The following is a 16,877-nucleotide window of genomic DNA, read 5'->3' as shown; positions in this document are numbered from 1 at the left end:
CGATTTCACAGCCCGCGAACCACTGTGTACAGGTCCGCGACCCAGCACACCAGCGGCAGCACAGCCGCGACGAACGCGTACTCGAGCAGTTCGACCGCGCGCCGCAGCGGCGGTGAGAAGGTTCGCTGCGGGGCGAGAATTCCGAGCACGAGGCCGGCGAGGGCAAGCACCATCGTCAGTCCGAACACGGCGAGTGACTGCCCGGCGGTGAACGCAGCACCGATGAGCAGTGCGACGAGAACCGCGGCGCCGCCCCCCATGAGGGTGATTGCCTGCTCCGCACTCGCATACGTCCGGCCGCGAAACATCAGGACGGCAGCGCACACTACCGCCAGAGCAGTTCCCTGCCAATAGATTCCGTCGATCATCGCGGTATCGGCAGTCGCGAGCGAGCTGCCGACCGTCACTGCCGTCGCGGCGGCAACGAGTCCGGTCATGTACTGGCGTGCGCGCTCGGATTTCGCGGCCAGTTCGACGAAGGACGGCATGGTCTGGCGGTCGGCCGGATCGTCCTCCATCGGATCGACCGACGTCCCGGGCGCGGGAACATTCGGCAGGGGCAGCTTGGCGAGCATCATCGAGATGCGTGGTGCCAGTGCGAGAACGACCAACCCTGCTGCGGCCAGCACGGCACAGATCGAGCGAACCGGCTGATCGGTGAGAAGTGCGGCGAGCGCAGCGGGGGCGGTGAGCGCTGCGATCAGAGCGGCGCCCGTGAACAAGGTCAGGCCGACACCGCTCACGCGCATCGCAAGGACCGCTGTTGCACCCGCGAGGACGGTACCGAGCAGCAGGTGCGCGGCCGACAGGTCTTCCGGAACGAACAGCACACCCGCTGCGAAGGCGGTCGGCAACGAGCATCCGGTCAGCACGAGTGCGCTCCGGGCGTCGCCGTAGACGCGGCTGATCACCGTCCCCGCGATCAGGAACAGCAGTGCGACGAACAACGCGCACACGCCGCCGATGATGTCGCCGTCGCCGGCCCCCGACCCCAGCAGTGCAAAACAGCCGACGACTGTCGAGAGCACCGCGAGGATCGAGCCGAGCACCCGCGCGCTGCCTGGTGTCCACCGGCGGTACGTCGCGATATCCGAGGTCGCGACGTTGTACATGATGTCGTCGTAGAGCGGCGGCGGTGCCGTCGCGTCGGCCGTCTCCAGCAGTAGCAGTTCGCCGTCGCGAACACCGTGTTCGCCGAGGCTGAGCGTGGACGACAACGGTGGCTGGCCCACCCTGGCGAGCACCCATTCGCTGGGTTCCTGCTGTTCGGGTTCGTCGTCGAACTCGTTGGTGTTGCCGTGTCCGCGGATCATGTCGACGATCCCCGGGATCAAGAGCGCGACCGGGACCGCGGCCGGCACTGCGAGGTCGACCTGGGTTTTGTCGGCCAGGATCGTCAGCCGGCAAAGATCCGGCGCACGCACTCGGCCCGGACTCGAATCGGTCAGCAGGTCTTGCAAGCGGGCATGCGTCATGAAGGTTCCCCCCAACTCGGGTCGGTCCGGGGCCCCACCCGCACCGAGTCGATACTGCTCGACGAACTGTACGACATGTCCGACCTTCCCCCTACTATGAGGCCGGTAGCGTGACGCGAGGGGATTTGCAGAGGTCGGGGGCGGTCACGCACGGCGGGGGTCCTGGTCAGGGCCGGGAGATGGGCACGATTTCGGGGGAGAGTTCGACATGAGCACAGTCAGATTTCCGCGCAGAGCGCGTCGGGAGGTACCGAGGTCGCCGGGCGGCGAGGTCACGCTGCAGGCACCGCCGGAAATACCGCGCGCGACGCCGGGCAACCTGCTGGCGAAGCTGCTGCCGCTTGTCATGGTGGTGGCGATGATCGGCATGGTCGCGTTCATGTTCACCTCCGGCGGTATCGGTTCGAATCCGTATTCCCTGATGTTTCCGGTGATGATGCTTTTCTCGATGGTCGGTATGTTCGCCGGCCAGGGCCGTGGTGGGGGTGGTGCCAAGACCGCCGAGGCGAACGAGGACCGCAAAGACTATCTGCGCTACCTCGATCAATTGCGGCGCGATGTCTACAGCGTGGGCGAGCAGCAGCGAAAAGCGTTGGCGTGGAGCCATCCCGATCCGCAGCTGCTCTGGACGCTCGCCGGCACGGCCCGGATGTGGGAACGCCGGGTCACCGACGTGGACTACTGCCATGTGCGCGTCGGGCGCGGCAGTCAGCGGCTCGCAACCCGTTTGGTCGCGCCGGAAACAGGCCCGGTCGAGGAGCTGGAGCCCGTTGCGGCGGTGTCTTTGCGGCGCTTCGTCAGGGCCCATTCGGTGCTTCCCGATCTGCCGACCGCAGTGTCGCTGCGCGGGTTTGCCGCGATCGCCCTCGACGGGGACCGCGAGAGTGCCCGGGGGATGGTGCGCGCCATGCTGATTGCGCTCGCGACGTTTCACGGTCCCGATCAATTGCAGGTCGCGATCGTGTGCGGGCCCGATACGGCGCGGGAATGGGACTGGGCGAAATGGTTGCCGCACTCCCAGCATCCGGAGGCCGTCGACGGAGTGGGCACGCAGCGCATGCTGTACGGCTCAATCACCGAACTGAACGCTGCGCTGGGCTCCGCTCTGCTCATGCGAAGCAAATACTCGCGCAGCGCCCCACCGCAGGCCGGTGTCGCGCAGATCGTCATCGTCGTCGACGGCGGAATTCTGGAGACTCCGGATACCGACGTGGTCAACGACGGCGGTGTCGATTCGGTGACGGTGATCGACCTGTGTGGTTACGCGCGGCGCCTGGCGACGACACGCGGCCTGCAACTGGTCGTCGAGGGCGGCGAGCTGGGTGCTCGTAGCGGGATGGGCGTCGAGTCCTTCGCGGCGGTCGATTCGCTGACGATTCACCAAGCGCAGACCGCGGCGCGGCGGCTCGCGCCGTACCGGGCGGCGCCGCGCCGGGGTGCAGAGGTGGTCGACGAGGGTGATTCGATCTCGTCGTGGGGGCAGTTGCTCGGGCTCGGAGACGTCGGTCTGCTCAACCCGGACCACGCCTGGCGGACCCGAGTAGGTAGAGAGCGGCTGCGCGTACCGATCGGCCTCGCAGCAGACGGCACGCCCGTCGAGATCGACCTTAAAGAGGCTGCCGAGAACGGTATGGGTCCGCATGGGCTCTGCATCGGCGCGACCGGATCGGGCAAGTCGGAGTTTCTGCGAACCCTCGTACTCGGGCTCCTCGCGACGCATTCGCCGGACCAACTCAACCTTGTGCTCGTCGACTTCAAGGGTGGCGCAACGTTTTTGGGGCTCGACGCCGCCCCGCACGTGGCGGCCGTGATCACCAACCTCGAAGAAGAATCTGCGCTCGTCGACCGCATGAAAGACGCGCTGGCCGGCGAAATGAACCGCAGGCAGGAACTGCTGCGCGCGGCCGGGAACTTCGCGAATGTGTCGGACTACGAGAAGGCCCGCGCGGCCGGCGCGGATCTGGACCCGCTGCCCGCGCTGTTCGTCGTTATCGACGAGTTCTCCGAATTGCTCAGTCAACAGCCGGAATTCGCTGATCTCTTCGTCGCGATCGGGCGCTTGGGCCGGTCGCTGCACATGCACCTGCTCCTCGCCAGTCAGCGACTCGACGAGGGTCGGCTGCGCGGGCTCGACAGTCACCTGTCCTACCGAATCGGCCTGAAGACGTTCTCCGCCAACGAATCTCGAACAGTTCTGGGTGTGCCTGACGCGTATCACCTGCCCGCGAACCCCGGTGCCGGATATCTGCGCTCCGACGCGTCCGAGATCCAGCGGTTCCGGGGTGCCTACGTGTCCGGCGCGTATGTCGGACGCGTTGCACGCGAGAGCACCGGTGTCGGGGGAACGCAGGTCGACATCACGTCGCGGATGTTCACGGCCGCGCTCGTGGCAATCGACCGGACAGACGATCCGGCACCGGCCGAGGTCGACTCCGCTCCTGCCGACGACAGTGCCGACGGCCCGACCACGATGCAGGTCGTCGTCGACCGGATCCGCGGCCGCGGCAACCCCGCTCACGAGATCTGGCTGCCGCCGCTGGACGAGCCGGAAACACTCGATCAGCTGCTACCGCGGTCGGTCCTGGTCGAGCCGACTCCGCGAATGTCCACGCTGCGCACTCCGATCGGGATCATCGACCGGCCCTTCGATCAGCGGCGAGATCCGTTGGTCGTCGACCTGTCCGGGTCCAAGGGAAACGTTGCGATCGTCGGCGGTCCGCAGTCGGGTAAGTCGACCGCGTTGCGCACACTCGTGCTGTCGATGGCGATGACCCATTCGCCCGAGCAGGTGCAGTTCTATTGCCTCGACTTCGGTGGTGGCACTTTGGCTGGGCTGGAAGCGCTTCCGCATGTGGGGTCGGTTGCGAACCGGCTCGACGCAGATCGTGTGCGGCGGACCGTTGCCGAGATGACGACGATCATCCGGCGCCGAGAGGAGCGCTTCCGCCAACTCGGGGTCGAGTCGATGGCCGACTTCCGTCGCCTACGAGCGCAAGACCCCGCGCCGGGCACAGCTGCCGCGGGCGTTGCCGAGGACCTGTTCGGCGACGCGTTCCTGGTCATCGACGGTTTCGGCAGCATCCGCCAGGACTTCGACCTGCTCGAGCAGGACATCACGAACCTCGGCGTCCAAGGTTTGTCCTACGGCGTGCACGTCGTCATCGCCTGTGCACGTTGGGGTGAGGTACGCCCCGCACTCAAGGACCAGTTGGGCACCCGGATCGAGCTTCGCCTCGGCGATCCCTCGGACTCGGACTTGGGCCGCAGAGTGGGGATGCTTGTACCGGAGGGCAGGCCGGGGCGCGGCATCACGCGCGAGTCGCTCCACCTGCTGACGGCGGTTCCGCGTGTGGACGGGCGGTCGACCGTCGAAGATCTTCGCGACGGCGTTGCGCACGCCGTTGCCGCGATTTCCGCCGCCACCAGGGGCAGGCCTGCACCGCCGGTCCGGATGCTGCCACAGCGTTTGACGCGAGAAGAACTGCTACACAACGCCGGTGGCTGGCCTGCTCAGCTCGACCGCGCTCAGAAAAACTTCCGAATTCCGATCGGACTCGACGAAGCAGGACTGGCTCCCGCGTACATCGACTTCGCCGAACAGACCCATTTCTTGATCATCGGCGACGTCGAGTGCGGCAAGACCTCATTGCTGCGCACGATCTGTGCCGGCCTGATCGCCTCCAACGGCTCGCATCAGGTGAAGATCATCATGGGCGACCTCCGCCGGACGATGCTCGGCGCGTTCGACACGCGGCACATGGGAGGCTATGCGCCGGTTGCATCTTCGCTCTCGACGATGATGGGCGAGCTCGCGGGGATCCTCGCGAGCCGTGTACCGCCGGCCGATGTCACGCAGCAGCAGTTGCGCGAGCGGTCGTGGTGGACGGGTCCGGACATCTACGTCGTGATCGACGACTACGACCTGGTGTCGTCCGCGGGTGTCAATCCGTTGGCACCGCTCATCGAGTACCTGCCGCTCGGTAAAGATCTCGGATTCCATGTGATCGTTGCGCGTCGGTCCGGTGGTGCAGCGCGGGCGATGTACGAACCCGTGATCGCGCGGATGCGTGACACCTCGCCGGGCGGGCTCGTGATGAGCGGAAGTCGCGACGAAGGCAACCTGATCGGTACAGCTCGGCCGAGTCCGATGCCGGCGGGTCGGGGAATTCTCGTGTCCCGCTCCGGAACTGGCCTGATCCAGACGGCGTGGATGCCGCCGCTGTGACAGCGGTGGTCGCGGTGCACCTAACCGAAGCGCGAGTCTGGGCGTGCAGTGCAGACCACGAGTGGGACGGCAAGGTCGGGGTCGACGAGGCCGTTCTCGTCGACGCGCCGCCGACCTGGTTTGTCGACAGCGGTAACTGTGCCGTCGACGGGCAGATGATCGCAGTGGTCGATGCGTTGTCCAGGCTCGTCCGGCAGGCCGTTCGGGAAGTGCACGCCGCCGGCACTCCGGACATTGCCGTTTTGACGTTCCCGAGTTACTGGGGTTCGGTGCGACAGCGCGTGATCGCCGCGGCTGCACGTCCGCACGCCGACGAAGTCGAACTCGTTTCGACGGCGTTGGCCACTGGGATGGCGTTCGCAGAACAGCGGGGTCGTGGCCCGGGCCGAGACCACTGGGTCGTCGTCGAATGTGGTTTGCTCGGGACAACCGTCACTCGCCTTCGGCAAGTCGCCGGTGAGCTCGAATCACTCTCGTGCGAAAGGTCTTTGGATCTCGGTAGCTCGGAGCTCTCGGATCGGGCGGGCGATGTCGCGGCCGAAATCGCGGGGCTTGCCGGAACCGACCCGATCGACGCCGTGTTGGTCGCCGACGACGGCGACAACGACGAGTTGGTAGCGAAGCTGCAGACTGCGTGGCGCGACAAGGTCCATCTTGTGCCCGCACAGTCGATCGCTCGCCGTCTCGCCAGGTCGGAGCGTCAGCCTGCGGCCGTTCCAGAAGCGGTACCGGCTGTGCGCGCGAGTTCGTGGGCCATCGAGGAGCCGCCTCGAAACAGGCCACGCGTGGCGTTTCTCGCTGCGGGCGCGATCGGACTCGTGGTGGCGACGGTTGTCGCGGTCGTTGCACTGCAACATGATTCGCCCGAGGGTGCACCGCAGGCCAAGGCTGTCGGTCAGCAGATCGCGCTGGGTAGGGTGCGAGTCGAGCTGCCGGAGGGTTGGCGGATGCGGCGGTCTGATCCGGCGGATGCCTCGGGGTCCTCGCGTCTGGAAATCGTTGCGACGGACGAGCCGGATCGGCGGATTATCGTCATCCAGACCGTGCTGAATGCTGGGTCGGGATACGACCGGGTGGTAACGGATCTGGCGAAGCAAATCGCCGACGGTGGCCACTCCTCGAAGCTCGGTGCGCTCGAGCCCGACGTCGTTTTCGGAGGCCGTCGGGGCATCGCATATAGGGAGTCTCCAGACGTCTACTCGCAGGTGAGGTGGCATGTTATTGTCGACCGCGACACACAGATAAGTGTCGGCTGTCAGTCGTTGGTGGGGGACTGGGAAGCTCTGGCGGGGGAGTGCGAAGAATTGGTCGCGGCGATGATTGTCGTGCGTTGATCAGCCGCAAAAGAGTTCTCGAGAAACTTCCGGATTGGTGGAACCGGTTGGGCTCCTTCGGCGTCCAATCGAATGTAGGGGTGATGTGACGCATTCCTCTGGGGGGCGGCCACACCGAGGCACTGGAACAGGAGTCACGATGTCTTTGCAGGTTACCGACGAGATCATGCGCGCTTCGGCAACGCAGGTCGACAACGTCAACCACACTCTGGACGGAATTGCCAAGGCTCTTCGCGGCGAGGTCGCCGGCAGCCAGTCGATGTGGGAGGGAAATGCGCACGGCGCATTCACCGCTCTCATGGCGCGCTACGACGACGCGACGAGCAAGATTCACGAAAAGCTGGGCATCATCGCCGAGCAGCTGCGTGCGTGCGACACGGGATACAAGGCCGCGGAAGAAGATCATTCGCAGCAGATCGCCAGTGTCGGCGGCGCGCTCGACATGAACGCCTGACTGCACACCCGTAGTCCGCGTTCGAACCAGCACGTTCCATTCTTGCAAAGCCCAATAGGAGTAGCCCCATGGCATCAGGACAGACAACATACAAGTTTCCCGAGCTGCACGCGCTAGCGGAGTCCATCGATCGCACCTCAAAGGTCTTGGACGACACCCAGACTGAGCTTCGGGGGCACGTGAATACGCTTCGTGCGAGTTGGACCAGTGAGAACGCGGCGATCGCCTATGACCAGGTGCAGGCCGACTGGGACAAGGCGCGCATGGAGTTGAACACCGTTCTGGCCACGATCGCCCGTGTCGTTCGTGACGGCACCGCGGACATGCAGACGACCGAGGACCGCAACGCCACGTCGTGGCTGAACCTCGGCTGACCTGTCGCACACGCGAAATGCCTTCGGTAGCAATGCCGGGGGCATTTCGTTTGCAACGAGTCGGCCGGAGAAAATAACGTACCCGTGATGTTTCTCCCGCGCGCACCCAGGCGCTGTTCGTGCCGGGTAGCATCGCGAAAATGCGAGGCGATCTCAACCAGGCGTTGATCGACACCGATGTCTGGACCGACGACATGGTCGGCCAGGCCGGAATCCCGATCGTCGACGTGCCGTTCGTGACGGTCGGTAGTGGCATCGGTTCGTTCGTCACCTTCGATACGCTCCGCATCTACGGCGTGCCGGCTTCGGCGATGGCCGTTCTCGGGCCGCAGACGGTGCCGTGGTCGAGTTACGAGTATCTGACGCGTGTTTCGCAGATCCCGCGCCAGGAGCGGTTGCGCTCTGATTCCGCGTCGACGCCGGACAACATCTGGGGGTTCCCGTCCTACGCGGTGCGAGAAGCGTTCTCCGCCAAATCGCTCGGCGGATTCGTCGCGCCCCTGTGGCAGGTTCTCGTCGAACCGGTCTTCGCCGATTTCTACACGCCGCGGGCAGGCCATGCCTTCGAGTCGATGGAGAAGGAGTACCACCGCGTCGGATACGCGGAGTCGTTGCGTAACGGCGCTGTGCGGATGATCCGCCGTCGCGCTGGTGGCGGGTACTTCACGATTCTCACCCCGGCACCAGGAACGGCACCGACCAAACGGGTCGCCTTCCGCAGTACCTATGTCCACGTTGCCGTCGGGTACCCGGGTCTGAAAATGCTCGACGACCTCCAGGAGTACCGCGAGAAGTATCAGGACCCTTCGAAGGTGGTCAACGCCTACGAACCGCACGAGCACATGTACCAATCGCTGCAACGGCGTCCGGGAACGGTGATGATCCGGGGCAGTGGAATCGTCGCGTCCCGCGTGCTCCAGCGGCTGATCGATGACCGTGACCGGTTAGGTCTGCAAACCCGGATCCTGCATCTGTTCCGCACCTACGTGGCCGGCTCGCACGGCGAAAGTGTTTTCAAGCGCCGCAAAGGCGGCGATGGTTGGGCGTATCAGGGCTTCAACTATCCGAAGTCGGTGTGGGGCGGTCAGCTCAAGGCAAAGGTGCGAAAGCTCGAGGGGCAGGAGCGGGCAGCTGCCTACAAAGAAATGGGCGGCACGAACACCCCGGTCCGCAAAAACTGGCAGGAGCAGTTGCGCCGCGGTCGCGCCGAGGGCTGGTATCAGGTGATGGCCGGCACCGCGAAGAATCTGCGGCCCGCACCGAACGGTCAGGGTGTGATCTCGACGATCGTGCCCGACCCCACTGCACCGCTCCCGTATCCGCCGCCCACTCAGCCGTTCGATATTCCGAGCGACTACGTCGTCGACTGCACCGGCCTGGAAGCAGACATCCGCGAGCATCGCCTACTCGCCGACCTCCTCGATCACACCGGGGCGGGGCGCAACCCGGTCGGCCGCCTCGACGTCGATCGCACCTTCGAACTCATCGGCACGCGCAGTGGCACCGGGCGAATCTATGCGTCGGGAACGGCGACGCTCGGCGGGTATTTTCCTGGCGTCGATACGTTCCTCGGCCTGCAGATCGCCGCCCAGGAGATTGCCGACGATCTTGCCGCGAACGGCTTCGTGCGCCGTATGGGACCATTGCGATCGACGAGTCAATGGTGGTCGTGGGTAAGAAACAAGAGGATCTGAGGGGCTGATGCTGCCAACGCTGAACGGGCGATTACAGACCCGAATCCTCGGGCTGGGCCTGATCGGTTTCTTTGTCGCGCTGGTCATCACGCCGTTCTTGCCCACCGGTGATCTCTCGATTGCGCAGAGCTACCGCGTCACGCTGACGGTCCTTCTGACCACCGTGCTGGTCGGGGTGCTGTGGGAGTTCGTCTATCACGGCTTGCAGCAATTTCGCTGGGAGAAGGACTGGCCGACCCTGTTCGGGTTGCTGACGATCGTCAACGAAGGGATAGTCGTCTGGCTGCTGGTGCGGCACACGACGATCGTCGTACACGAGGACATTCGGCCGACACTCACCGCATTCTTGATCCAGTTCATCATCACGTGGTTGGTATTCTGGCTAATCGTCAACGGACCAATGCGGTTGGTGTTCCACCGCTGGCGCTTTGCGGGAGGGCGGTTCATGTGACACCACGCCAGGTCGAGGTGGTTGCAGGAGGTCACCTTGTCGCGACCAGGGCAGGTGCCGTCGTTGTTGTCCCGCATCGCGATTCATCGGACCTGACGACCGATTCGCGGGCCGCCAAGACCTGGCTGGAACTGAACGAGCTCATCACGCAAGCCTTCGATATCGACGGCGATCTGTTCGGTCGTGCGTTCGCCCGGTTGGCCGCCCGGTGGGTCGGCGAACAGGACGACAATGTCGAATTCGGTGTGCTGTCGCCCGTCGAGTCCGGGCTTGCGGTTTTTCTGCACGGTGACGTGACTGCGCTCATCGGGAACGAGTCGGGGCGCCCGGAACCGATCCGCGGCCGAGATGCCGCATTTTCCGTCGACCGGATCGTCGACACAACGGGTGCAGCGGGTCTCTTCGTCGTCGAAGGTCGAGGCGCGCCGAAGTTGTTGTCTCAGCGCGGCATCGGATCGCTCGTCGAAGGTGTCGCCAAGGGTGCCGGTGCCATGGTCTGGCTCGGAACTGCCCCTGCGGCGCCGGCCGCTGCTACAGCGCAGGAAAAGAAGGCGCCGGTCGAGAAAACTCCGGAGCTGAAGAAACCGGATCGCAAGAGGGCACCGGTCGAGGAGCAAACGCGAAAGGCGGATGTCTTCAGCGAAGAATTCGTCCCGCCCCCGGCGAAGGATGTCGTGCTCGTCGAGCCCGAGAACTTTCATCAGTTCACACTCGACGAAAAGCCGCCACCGGCACGTAAACCGTTGCCGATCGCGAATTCGATTGCGGACCTCAAACCGACCGTGGACACGGAGGTTCCGAGCAAACTCGCAGGCGACATTCGCGTTCGTGGCATCAAGTGCGCCCGCGGGCATCTGAACGACCCGCGCGTCGCCTTCTGCAGGCTCTGCGGTCTGCGGATGAACGAAACCCAGATCATCTCCGAAGGTCAGCGCCCCCCGTTGGGCTTCCTTGTCGTCGACGACGGCCAGACGTTCATCCTGCACGGCGATTGCGTCATCGGCCGCGAGCCGGAAACGTCCGACTCGGTGCGCGCGGGATTGACTCCGATCCGGCTGGCGGACCGTGCGGGTGGCATGTCACGCGCGCATGCAGAGATTCGCCTCATCGAGTGGGATGTGGCAGTCGTCGACCTCGGGTCCACCAACGGCACGCATGTCAGGATGCCCGGCTACCGCGACTGGCGGACCTTGCAGCCGCGTCAGCCTTTCATGCTGGCCCCCGGCGCCGAAATTTCCATCGGCGGCAGGACCATCACCTTCGATTCACCGCACGCGCACCTGTAGGCGTCAGCGCGATCCGCTGGCCGCGTCCAGGCCGTCGACGATGGCGGCTATCTCATCGCGCAAGTTGAGGCCTGAGCCACCGGTACGATCCACGATTCGTGCCACCACACCGATCGAATCTCCCGTCGGCACAACCGAATCGATCTCGAATGCCGTACCGGACGTGTGCAGCGGTTCCAGCGAGTAGTTGAGTTTGCGCCGAGTCTTTCCGTCGGAACCGGAAATGATCGCGCTCAGCGGAATTCGACCGTACGCCGCTGCGCGGGCCGCGACGAGGACTCCGCGGGTGCCGTCGCTGCTGCCATCGTCGCGCACGAGGACCTTGCCGGCCGACAGCGCGAGGGCGGCCTCGGTTCCCGCGGCCAGCCACACGTCGGGAAGCTCTGCCGGCACGATGAGCACGACGACGGCGTCGAGTCGTTCGAAGCCCTCCGGGTTGCGGCGCACCCAATCCTCACTGACCAGTACGACTTCCGCGCCCGAGGCGGCAATCTGGCGGACGAGGTCACCGCCCGGGTCCGAACTGAAGCGGCAGAGGACTCTGATCGGAACGGTGGTGATCTCGGTTCGGTCGGCGAACGCTTCGAGCGCCTCGACGGCCTCGGCCATGCCGGCGAGGTCGGGCAACGCGCCGGCGCCGATTTCCGGGAGGTCGCTGTCTTCGGTGACGAGGAACCGCGAAAGCAGAATCTCGCGGGGTTCCCGCCCCGCTGCGGCCGCGGCGGCAAGTCGGAGCATGCGATCGGTCGTGACGCCGGGCGGGCCGTCGACGACGACGAGCGCGCGATAGGTTTGCTCGGATCCGAGCGCTGCCTTGGTCGTCGCGTCGATGTCGCGCTGGACGGCTTTGTCGGGGTACACGATTCGCAGCAGCGGCTCCGTGATCGCGGTGGTGACGAGGGCCATCACGACCATCATCGTGAACATCGCGGTATCGAGCACCCCGAGTTGCTTGCCGACCAGAAGGATGACGAGCTCGGTAAGGCCGCGGGTGTTCATCAAGACGGCAATCGCTGCACTCTGCTGCACCGGCATGCGCTGCATCCGTGCGCCCACGAACGCACCGACGAACTTGCCGACGATCGCGGCAGCCAGGATCAGCGCAAGTTGCCACAGCAGGCCGGGGTCCTTGAACGCGCGGAGATTGACGCCGAATCCCGCGACGACGAAGAAGATCGGCAGCAGGAGCAGGACGCTCATCTGCTCCAGCCGGTCGAGAATTTCCCGGGTGAACTCCTGGGCACCCTTGCGCGGCATGATCGCACCGAAGAGGAAGGCGCCGAAGATCTCGTGGATGCCGATCCGTTCGGTAATCAACGCGGACAACAGGATTCCTACGAGAATGATTGCCAGCATGTCGGGTGTGACGCGTCCCGCGCGCTTGTACCAGTCGAGCAGCCGTGCGAGTTGTGGTTTGACGACGCCGAACATGACGGCGGCGAACAGGGCCGAGAGTGCGACGATCCGCAGGACTGCCCACGGGCTGTCGCCTGCCACGACTGCGATCACGAACGCGAGCAGGGTCCACGCCAGGATGTCGTCCACTGCTGCCGCGGCGAGGGCGAGAACGCCGACGGTTGTCCGATTCATCTTTCGTTCGGCCAATATTCGGGCAAGTACGGGAAACGCCGTAATCGACATAGCGACGCCCATGAACAGCATCAGCGCGAGCAAGGTGACCGGCTTTCCGTCGACCTCGTCGTGCAACGGATGCAGGATCAGCGTGGCCGCTGCGCCCAGGGCGAACGGCAGGACGATCGACGCGAGCGAGATCGTCCCGGCTCGGCGTTCCCGTCCGCGAATCAGAGCGACATCCAATTCGAGACCCACGATGAACATGAAGAGGACCAAGCCCAGCTGGGCAAGTATCTTGAGATAGGGAACGACGTCGACGGGAAACAGGTGTTCATTCAGCGGTCGCATGTGGTCGCCGATTTGCACGGAGATCAGTCCGAGGAGACTTGGTCCGAGTGCGATTCCGGCAACGATTTCGCCGACCACCGCGGGTTGGCGGAAGTATCGCGCTATCCGGCCGAACAGCCGGGCAACGACGATGATCACGGCGATGTCGAGAAGAACGAACGCGAAGATGTGTCCCACGCCCAAGAGTTCACCATGATTGGTACGCCAACTCCACATAGCGCACGACAAACAGCCGATCGCCCCGAGAAGCAGAGGTCCACATGCCCGTCGAAGCGAAACCCATCCCAGCGGCCATCGCGGACTACCGGATTCTGGGTGTCCTGGGCGAAGGTAACAATGGCCGGTTCTACCTCGCCGAACCCCCTGCGCGGCTGGGGCTCTCGACCGACCGCGTCGCGTTGAAGGTCTTCAGCGATCACATCAGCAAAGACGACTACCGGCGCGGTGTCCGCGAACTGCGTGCGTTCGCGGCGGTCCGGTCGCCGCGGCTGGTCCAAATCTACGACGCGGTGCTCGAAGACAACTTTCTCTACGCCATGGAGTACTTTCCGCTGGGGTCGCTCGCGGCTCCGACGCGCAAGCTCTCGCGCGCTGATGTCCTGCGCGCGCTCGAGGATGCAGCGCGCGCCGTGCACGAACTGCACGAGCACGGCATGGTGCACGGCGACGTGAAACCCGCAAACATCATGGTCTCCGACACGGGCGGCAAGTTGTCCGATCTCGGCCTCGTTCGAGTGCTCAGCTCGCAGAGCAGCGTGACGAGTTTTGCGCCCGCAACCTCGGTCGAGTATCTCGACCCCGACCTGCTACAGGGCGAAATGCCCTCTCGCGCAAGCGATATCTGGGCACTCGGCGCCACTATCAATCGGGCGCTCACCGGTGAGGGGCTGTACGGCGAGCTGCCGGTCGGGCAGCCTATGCTCGCCATCCGTGCCGTCGTTTCCGGCAGGGCACGGGCGTCGGGAGCGCTCAGCAAGGCCGAGCGATCGCTCGTCGATGCGTGCATTGCGCCGGTCGAGAATCGACCGGCGACAGCGGCAGCCGTTGCCGACCGGATCTCCGATCTTCGGTCGAGCTGAGCGCCGCGACCGCCCGTTCGGTCGATACAACCCTTGGGGGAGGGGAAAGCAGTGAACTACTTGACAATTCATGCGCTGGGTGAGGAGCGTAGGCGGTACGAACGCCACCACTCGCGGCAGTCTTTTTCGAAGGTTTGCCAGTAATGCAGACTCCGCGACCGCATCGAATAGTATCCGCAGATATGAATGCTCCCGGTGTCCAGACCATCACGGTCCGCGTCGACGGTGTGGACCGGGTATTCGACTCGCGCAAGCCCGTGACGATCGGACGCGCGCCTGACGTCGGTCTCTTCGTCGACAATCCGCTCGTCTCGCGCGTACATGCGGTGCTGTCGTGGCAGGGCGGCTGGATGCTCACCGACCGGGGCAGCACCAACGGGGTGTTCGTAGACATGCAACGAATCGGCCAGCCGATCCGGGTCGATCGCCCACTGCAGGTCCGGCTCGGCGATCCGGCGACCGGCGCCCTCCTGATGCTGATCCCGCATCCGGCGAACGCACCGCGGCGCCCGGATCCCGGGCCGTCGCGCGAGCAAAGCATCAATATGACGGTGCACGCGAGCACTGCCTCCCTGCCGCCGGTCCGGCAGCGCTCGTCCGAGGCGCGGGTGAGCATGCCGACCGGTGTCCCACCGGGTGGTCTCACGATCGGTCGCACGTCCGAGAATTCGATAGTCGTCAACGATGTCCTCGCGTCGCGGCGCCATGCCAGGTTGGTGCCGAGCCGTGAGGGCCTCGTCATCGAAGACGTCGGCAGCGTGAACGGCACGTTCGTCAACGGTGCCCGAACCCAGCGATCGGTGCTGCGCGAAGGTGACATCGTCACGGTCGGCAACGTCGATTTCGTCGTTGCCGAGGGGACTCTGCGGCAGCGGCAACGGGGCACCGCCGAGATCGGGTTGAATCTGCACGGCCTCGGCTTCACGGTCGAGGGCAATAAACAGTTGCTGGTGGACGTGTCGATGGCAGCTGCGCCGGGCTCGCTGACGGCGATGATCGGACCGTCGGGCGCCGGGAAGTCAACGCTCGCGAAGATCATTGCCGGCGTGAATCGCCCGTCGATGGGCGTCGTGAACTTCGAGGGCCGCAACCTCCACGCCGAGTACGAAGTGGTTCGAAGCCGAATCGGCATGGTTCCGCAGGACGACGTGCTGCACCGCCAGCTCACCGTGCGGCAGGCCCTGCGGTACGCCGCTGAGCTGCGGCTGCCCCCTGACACCACGGCCGACGACCGCGCGCGCGTGATCGACGGCGTGCTCGCTGAGCTGTCGCTCACCGAACACGCCGACACGCGGGTCGACCGCCTGTCAGGTGGCCAGCGAAAGCGCGCTTCGGTGGCGCTGGAACTGCTCACAAGTCCGTCGTTGCTGATTCTCGACGAGCCGACCTCGGGACTCGATCCGGCGCTGGACCGGCAGGTCATGGTGATGTTGCGGCAGCTGGCCGACGCGGGCCGCGTGGTCCTGGTCGTGACGCACTCGCTGACCCACCTCGACATGTGCGACCAGGTGCTGTTGCTCGCGCCCGGTGGCAAGACCGCGTACTGCGGCCATCCGAAGGGCGTCGGCTCCGCTCTCGGCAGCGCCGACTGGGCGGAGATCTTCACGAAGGTCACCCTCGATCCAGACGGCGTCTTCGCCGCGTACCGCGCGCGGCACCCGCTCGCGGGTCCGCCGCCCGCGCCGAGGTACGGTCCGCCCGGCCAACCGGCACACACGAGTACGAGCAAGCAGATCTCCACTGTTGCGCGCAGACAGGTCAGGCTGATTCTCGCCGACCGCGGCTACTTGATCTTCCTCGTCGTAATGCCCTTCTTGCTCGGCGTGCTGTCGCTGGTAGTGCCGGGAAAGGCGGGCTTCGCGCCGATCACAGACTTCCCGCCGTGCCCGTTGCAGCCCGATCCGAGTGTGGCAACGCCCGAGCGGTGCGACGCGGCGTCGGAGGCGCAGCAACTGCTCGTGCTCGTCGTGCTCGGGGCGTGCTTCATGGGGTCGTCGCTGTCGGTGCGTGATCTGATCGGTGAACGGCCGATTTATCAGCGGGAGAAGGCAGTCGGTCTGCTGCCGTCGGCGTACCTGTTCGCGAAGATCGTGGTCTTCTGTGCCGCCGCAATTCTGCAATCGATCGTGCTCGTCGCGATCGTGCTCGTCGGCAAGAAAGCTCCTGGCGCTGGTGCCCTGCTCCCTTCGGGAAGCCTCGAATTGCTGATCGGCATCGCCGTCACGACGTGTTCGTGCGTCATGGTCGGGTTGCTGCTGTCCGCGCTGGCGAAGTCGAGCGAGCAGGTGATGCCGCTTCTCGTCGTGACAATCATGGCGCAGCTCGTGATGTGCGGCGGCCTCATCGAGGTGACCGGCCGGCCGGTGTTGTCCCAACTGTCGTGGCTCTTCCCGTCGCGGTGGGGCTACGCGGCGGGCGCATCGACTGTCGATCTGCGGGAACTGTTCTTGCGAGCGCAGCCGGACACGTTGTGGGAGCACAGCGCCGGGATATGGCTGCTCGATGTGTGGATGCTGGTCGTTCTCGGTGCGGTGTTCGCGTTCTTCACGCTGAACAGGTTGCGGACGCGGTCGTCGAACTAG

At 65.1% G+C, this 16,877-nt stretch carries 11 protein-coding genes; 9 read left to right on the top strand and 2 right to left on the bottom strand.

All coding sequences use genetic code 11. The annotated features are described in order from the left end of the window. Positions 1-5: 5 nt before the first annotated feature. On the bottom strand, positions 6-1,475 hold the full coding sequence (eccD, locus tag JGU72_RS30810; RefSeq protein ID WP_233532838.1) for a type VII secretion integral membrane protein EccD: 1,470 nt from the start codon (positions 1,473-1,475) through the stop codon (positions 6-8). A 208-nt stretch (positions 1,476-1,683) separates the two neighbouring features. Between eccD and eccCa the strand changes: the two genes are divergently transcribed. The 7 genes from eccCa (at position 1,684) to JGU72_RS31325 (ending at position 11,293) form a co-directional block, all read left to right on the top strand. Then, positions 1,684-5,700: a type VII secretion protein EccCa gene (gene eccCa / locus JGU72_RS22565; RefSeq protein ID WP_199686326.1), complete on the top strand. Its 4,017-nt coding sequence runs from the start codon at positions 1,684-1,686 to the stop codon at positions 5,698-5,700. Further along, complete coding sequence (locus tag JGU72_RS22560; RefSeq protein ID WP_199686325.1) at positions 5,682-7,034, top strand: type VII secretion-associated protein; 1,353 nt, start codon at positions 5,682-5,684, stop codon at positions 7,032-7,034. Before eccCa ends, JGU72_RS22560 begins: the two co-directional genes overlap by 19 nt. A 139-nt stretch (positions 7,035-7,173) precedes the next feature. Then, positions 7,174-7,488 carry a WXG100 family type VII secretion target gene (locus tag JGU72_RS22555; RefSeq protein WP_199686324.1) on the top strand — a complete coding sequence of 105 codons (315 nt, stop codon included), beginning with the start codon at positions 7,174-7,176 and terminating at the stop codon, positions 7,486-7,488. Between the two features lie 68 nt (positions 7,489-7,556). Beyond that, positions 7,557-7,862 (top strand): WXG100 family type VII secretion target, encoded by a 306-nt coding sequence (locus JGU72_RS22550; RefSeq protein ID WP_199686323.1) that lies wholly within the window; start codon positions 7,557-7,559, stop codon positions 7,860-7,862. A gap of 140 nt (positions 7,863-8,002) precedes the next feature. Beyond that, complete coding sequence (locus tag JGU72_RS22545; RefSeq protein WP_199686322.1) at positions 8,003-9,556, top strand: FAD/NAD(P)-binding protein; 1,554 nt, start codon at positions 8,003-8,005, stop codon at positions 9,554-9,556. A 7-nt stretch (positions 9,557-9,563) separates the two neighbouring features. Beyond that, positions 9,564-10,007: a hypothetical protein gene (locus JGU72_RS22540; RefSeq protein ID WP_199686321.1), complete on the top strand. Its 444-nt coding sequence runs from the start codon at positions 9,564-9,566 to the stop codon at positions 10,005-10,007. Continuing rightward, on the top strand, positions 10,004-11,293 hold the full coding sequence (locus tag JGU72_RS31325) for an FHA domain-containing protein (protein ID WP_199686320.1): 1,290 nt from the start codon (positions 10,004-10,006) through the stop codon (positions 11,291-11,293). The genes JGU72_RS22540 and JGU72_RS31325 overlap by 4 nt, the downstream gene beginning before the upstream one ends. 3 nt (positions 11,294-11,296) lie before the next feature. Here the strand turns inward: JGU72_RS31325 and JGU72_RS22530 are convergent, their stop codons facing one another. Next, entirely contained in the window at positions 11,297-13,393 is a 2,097-nt protein-coding gene (locus tag JGU72_RS22530) for a cation:proton antiporter domain-containing protein (protein WP_307828563.1), read from the bottom strand. Between the two features lie 83 nt (positions 13,394-13,476). Here JGU72_RS22530 and JGU72_RS22525 point away from each other — a divergent pair, with 83 nt between their 5' ends. Both JGU72_RS22525 and JGU72_RS22520 read left to right on the top strand, forming a co-directional pair. Further along, a complete protein-coding gene (locus JGU72_RS22525) occupies positions 13,477-14,295 on the top strand; it encodes a serine/threonine-protein kinase (RefSeq protein ID WP_199686318.1) in 819 nt (272 codons plus the stop codon). A gap of 182 nt (positions 14,296-14,477) precedes the next feature. Beyond that, positions 14,478-16,877: an FHA domain-containing protein gene (locus JGU72_RS22520; RefSeq protein WP_199686317.1), complete on the top strand. Its 2,400-nt coding sequence runs from the start codon at positions 14,478-14,480 to the stop codon at positions 16,875-16,877.

The organism is Antrihabitans auranticaus (assembly GCF_016481275.1).
Taxonomy (GTDB): domain Bacteria; phylum Actinomycetota; class Actinomycetes; order Mycobacteriales; family Mycobacteriaceae; genus Antrihabitans.
Note: the sequence above shows the minus strand (reverse complement) of the source record. Positions and strands in the feature narration are given on the sequence as shown.

Bases quoted from the DNA above. Each gene is read 5' to 3' on its own strand.
- JGU72_RS22555 (WP_199686324.1), top strand. From the start codon at position 7,174: ATGTCTTTGCAGGTTACCGACGAGATCATGCGCGCTTCGGCAACGCAG.
- JGU72_RS22525 (WP_199686318.1), top strand. From the start codon at position 13,477: ATGCCCGTCGAAGCGAAACCCATCCCAGCGGCCATCGCGGACTACCGG.
- eccD (WP_233532838.1), bottom strand. From the start codon at position 1,475: ATGACGCATGCCCGCTTGCAAGACCTGCTGACCGATTCGAGTCCGGGC.
- JGU72_RS22550 (WP_199686323.1), top strand. From the start codon at position 7,557: ATGGCATCAGGACAGACAACATACAAGTTTCCCGAGCTGCACGCGCTA.
- eccCa (WP_199686326.1), top strand. From the start codon at position 1,684: ATGAGCACAGTCAGATTTCCGCGCAGAGCGCGTCGGGAGGTACCGAGG.
- JGU72_RS22545 (WP_199686322.1), top strand. From the start codon at position 8,003: ATGCGAGGCGATCTCAACCAGGCGTTGATCGACACCGATGTCTGGACC.
- JGU72_RS22520 (WP_199686317.1), top strand. From the start codon at position 14,478: ATGAATGCTCCCGGTGTCCAGACCATCACGGTCCGCGTCGACGGTGTG.
- JGU72_RS22540 (WP_199686321.1), top strand. From the start codon at position 9,564: ATGCTGCCAACGCTGAACGGGCGATTACAGACCCGAATCCTCGGGCTG.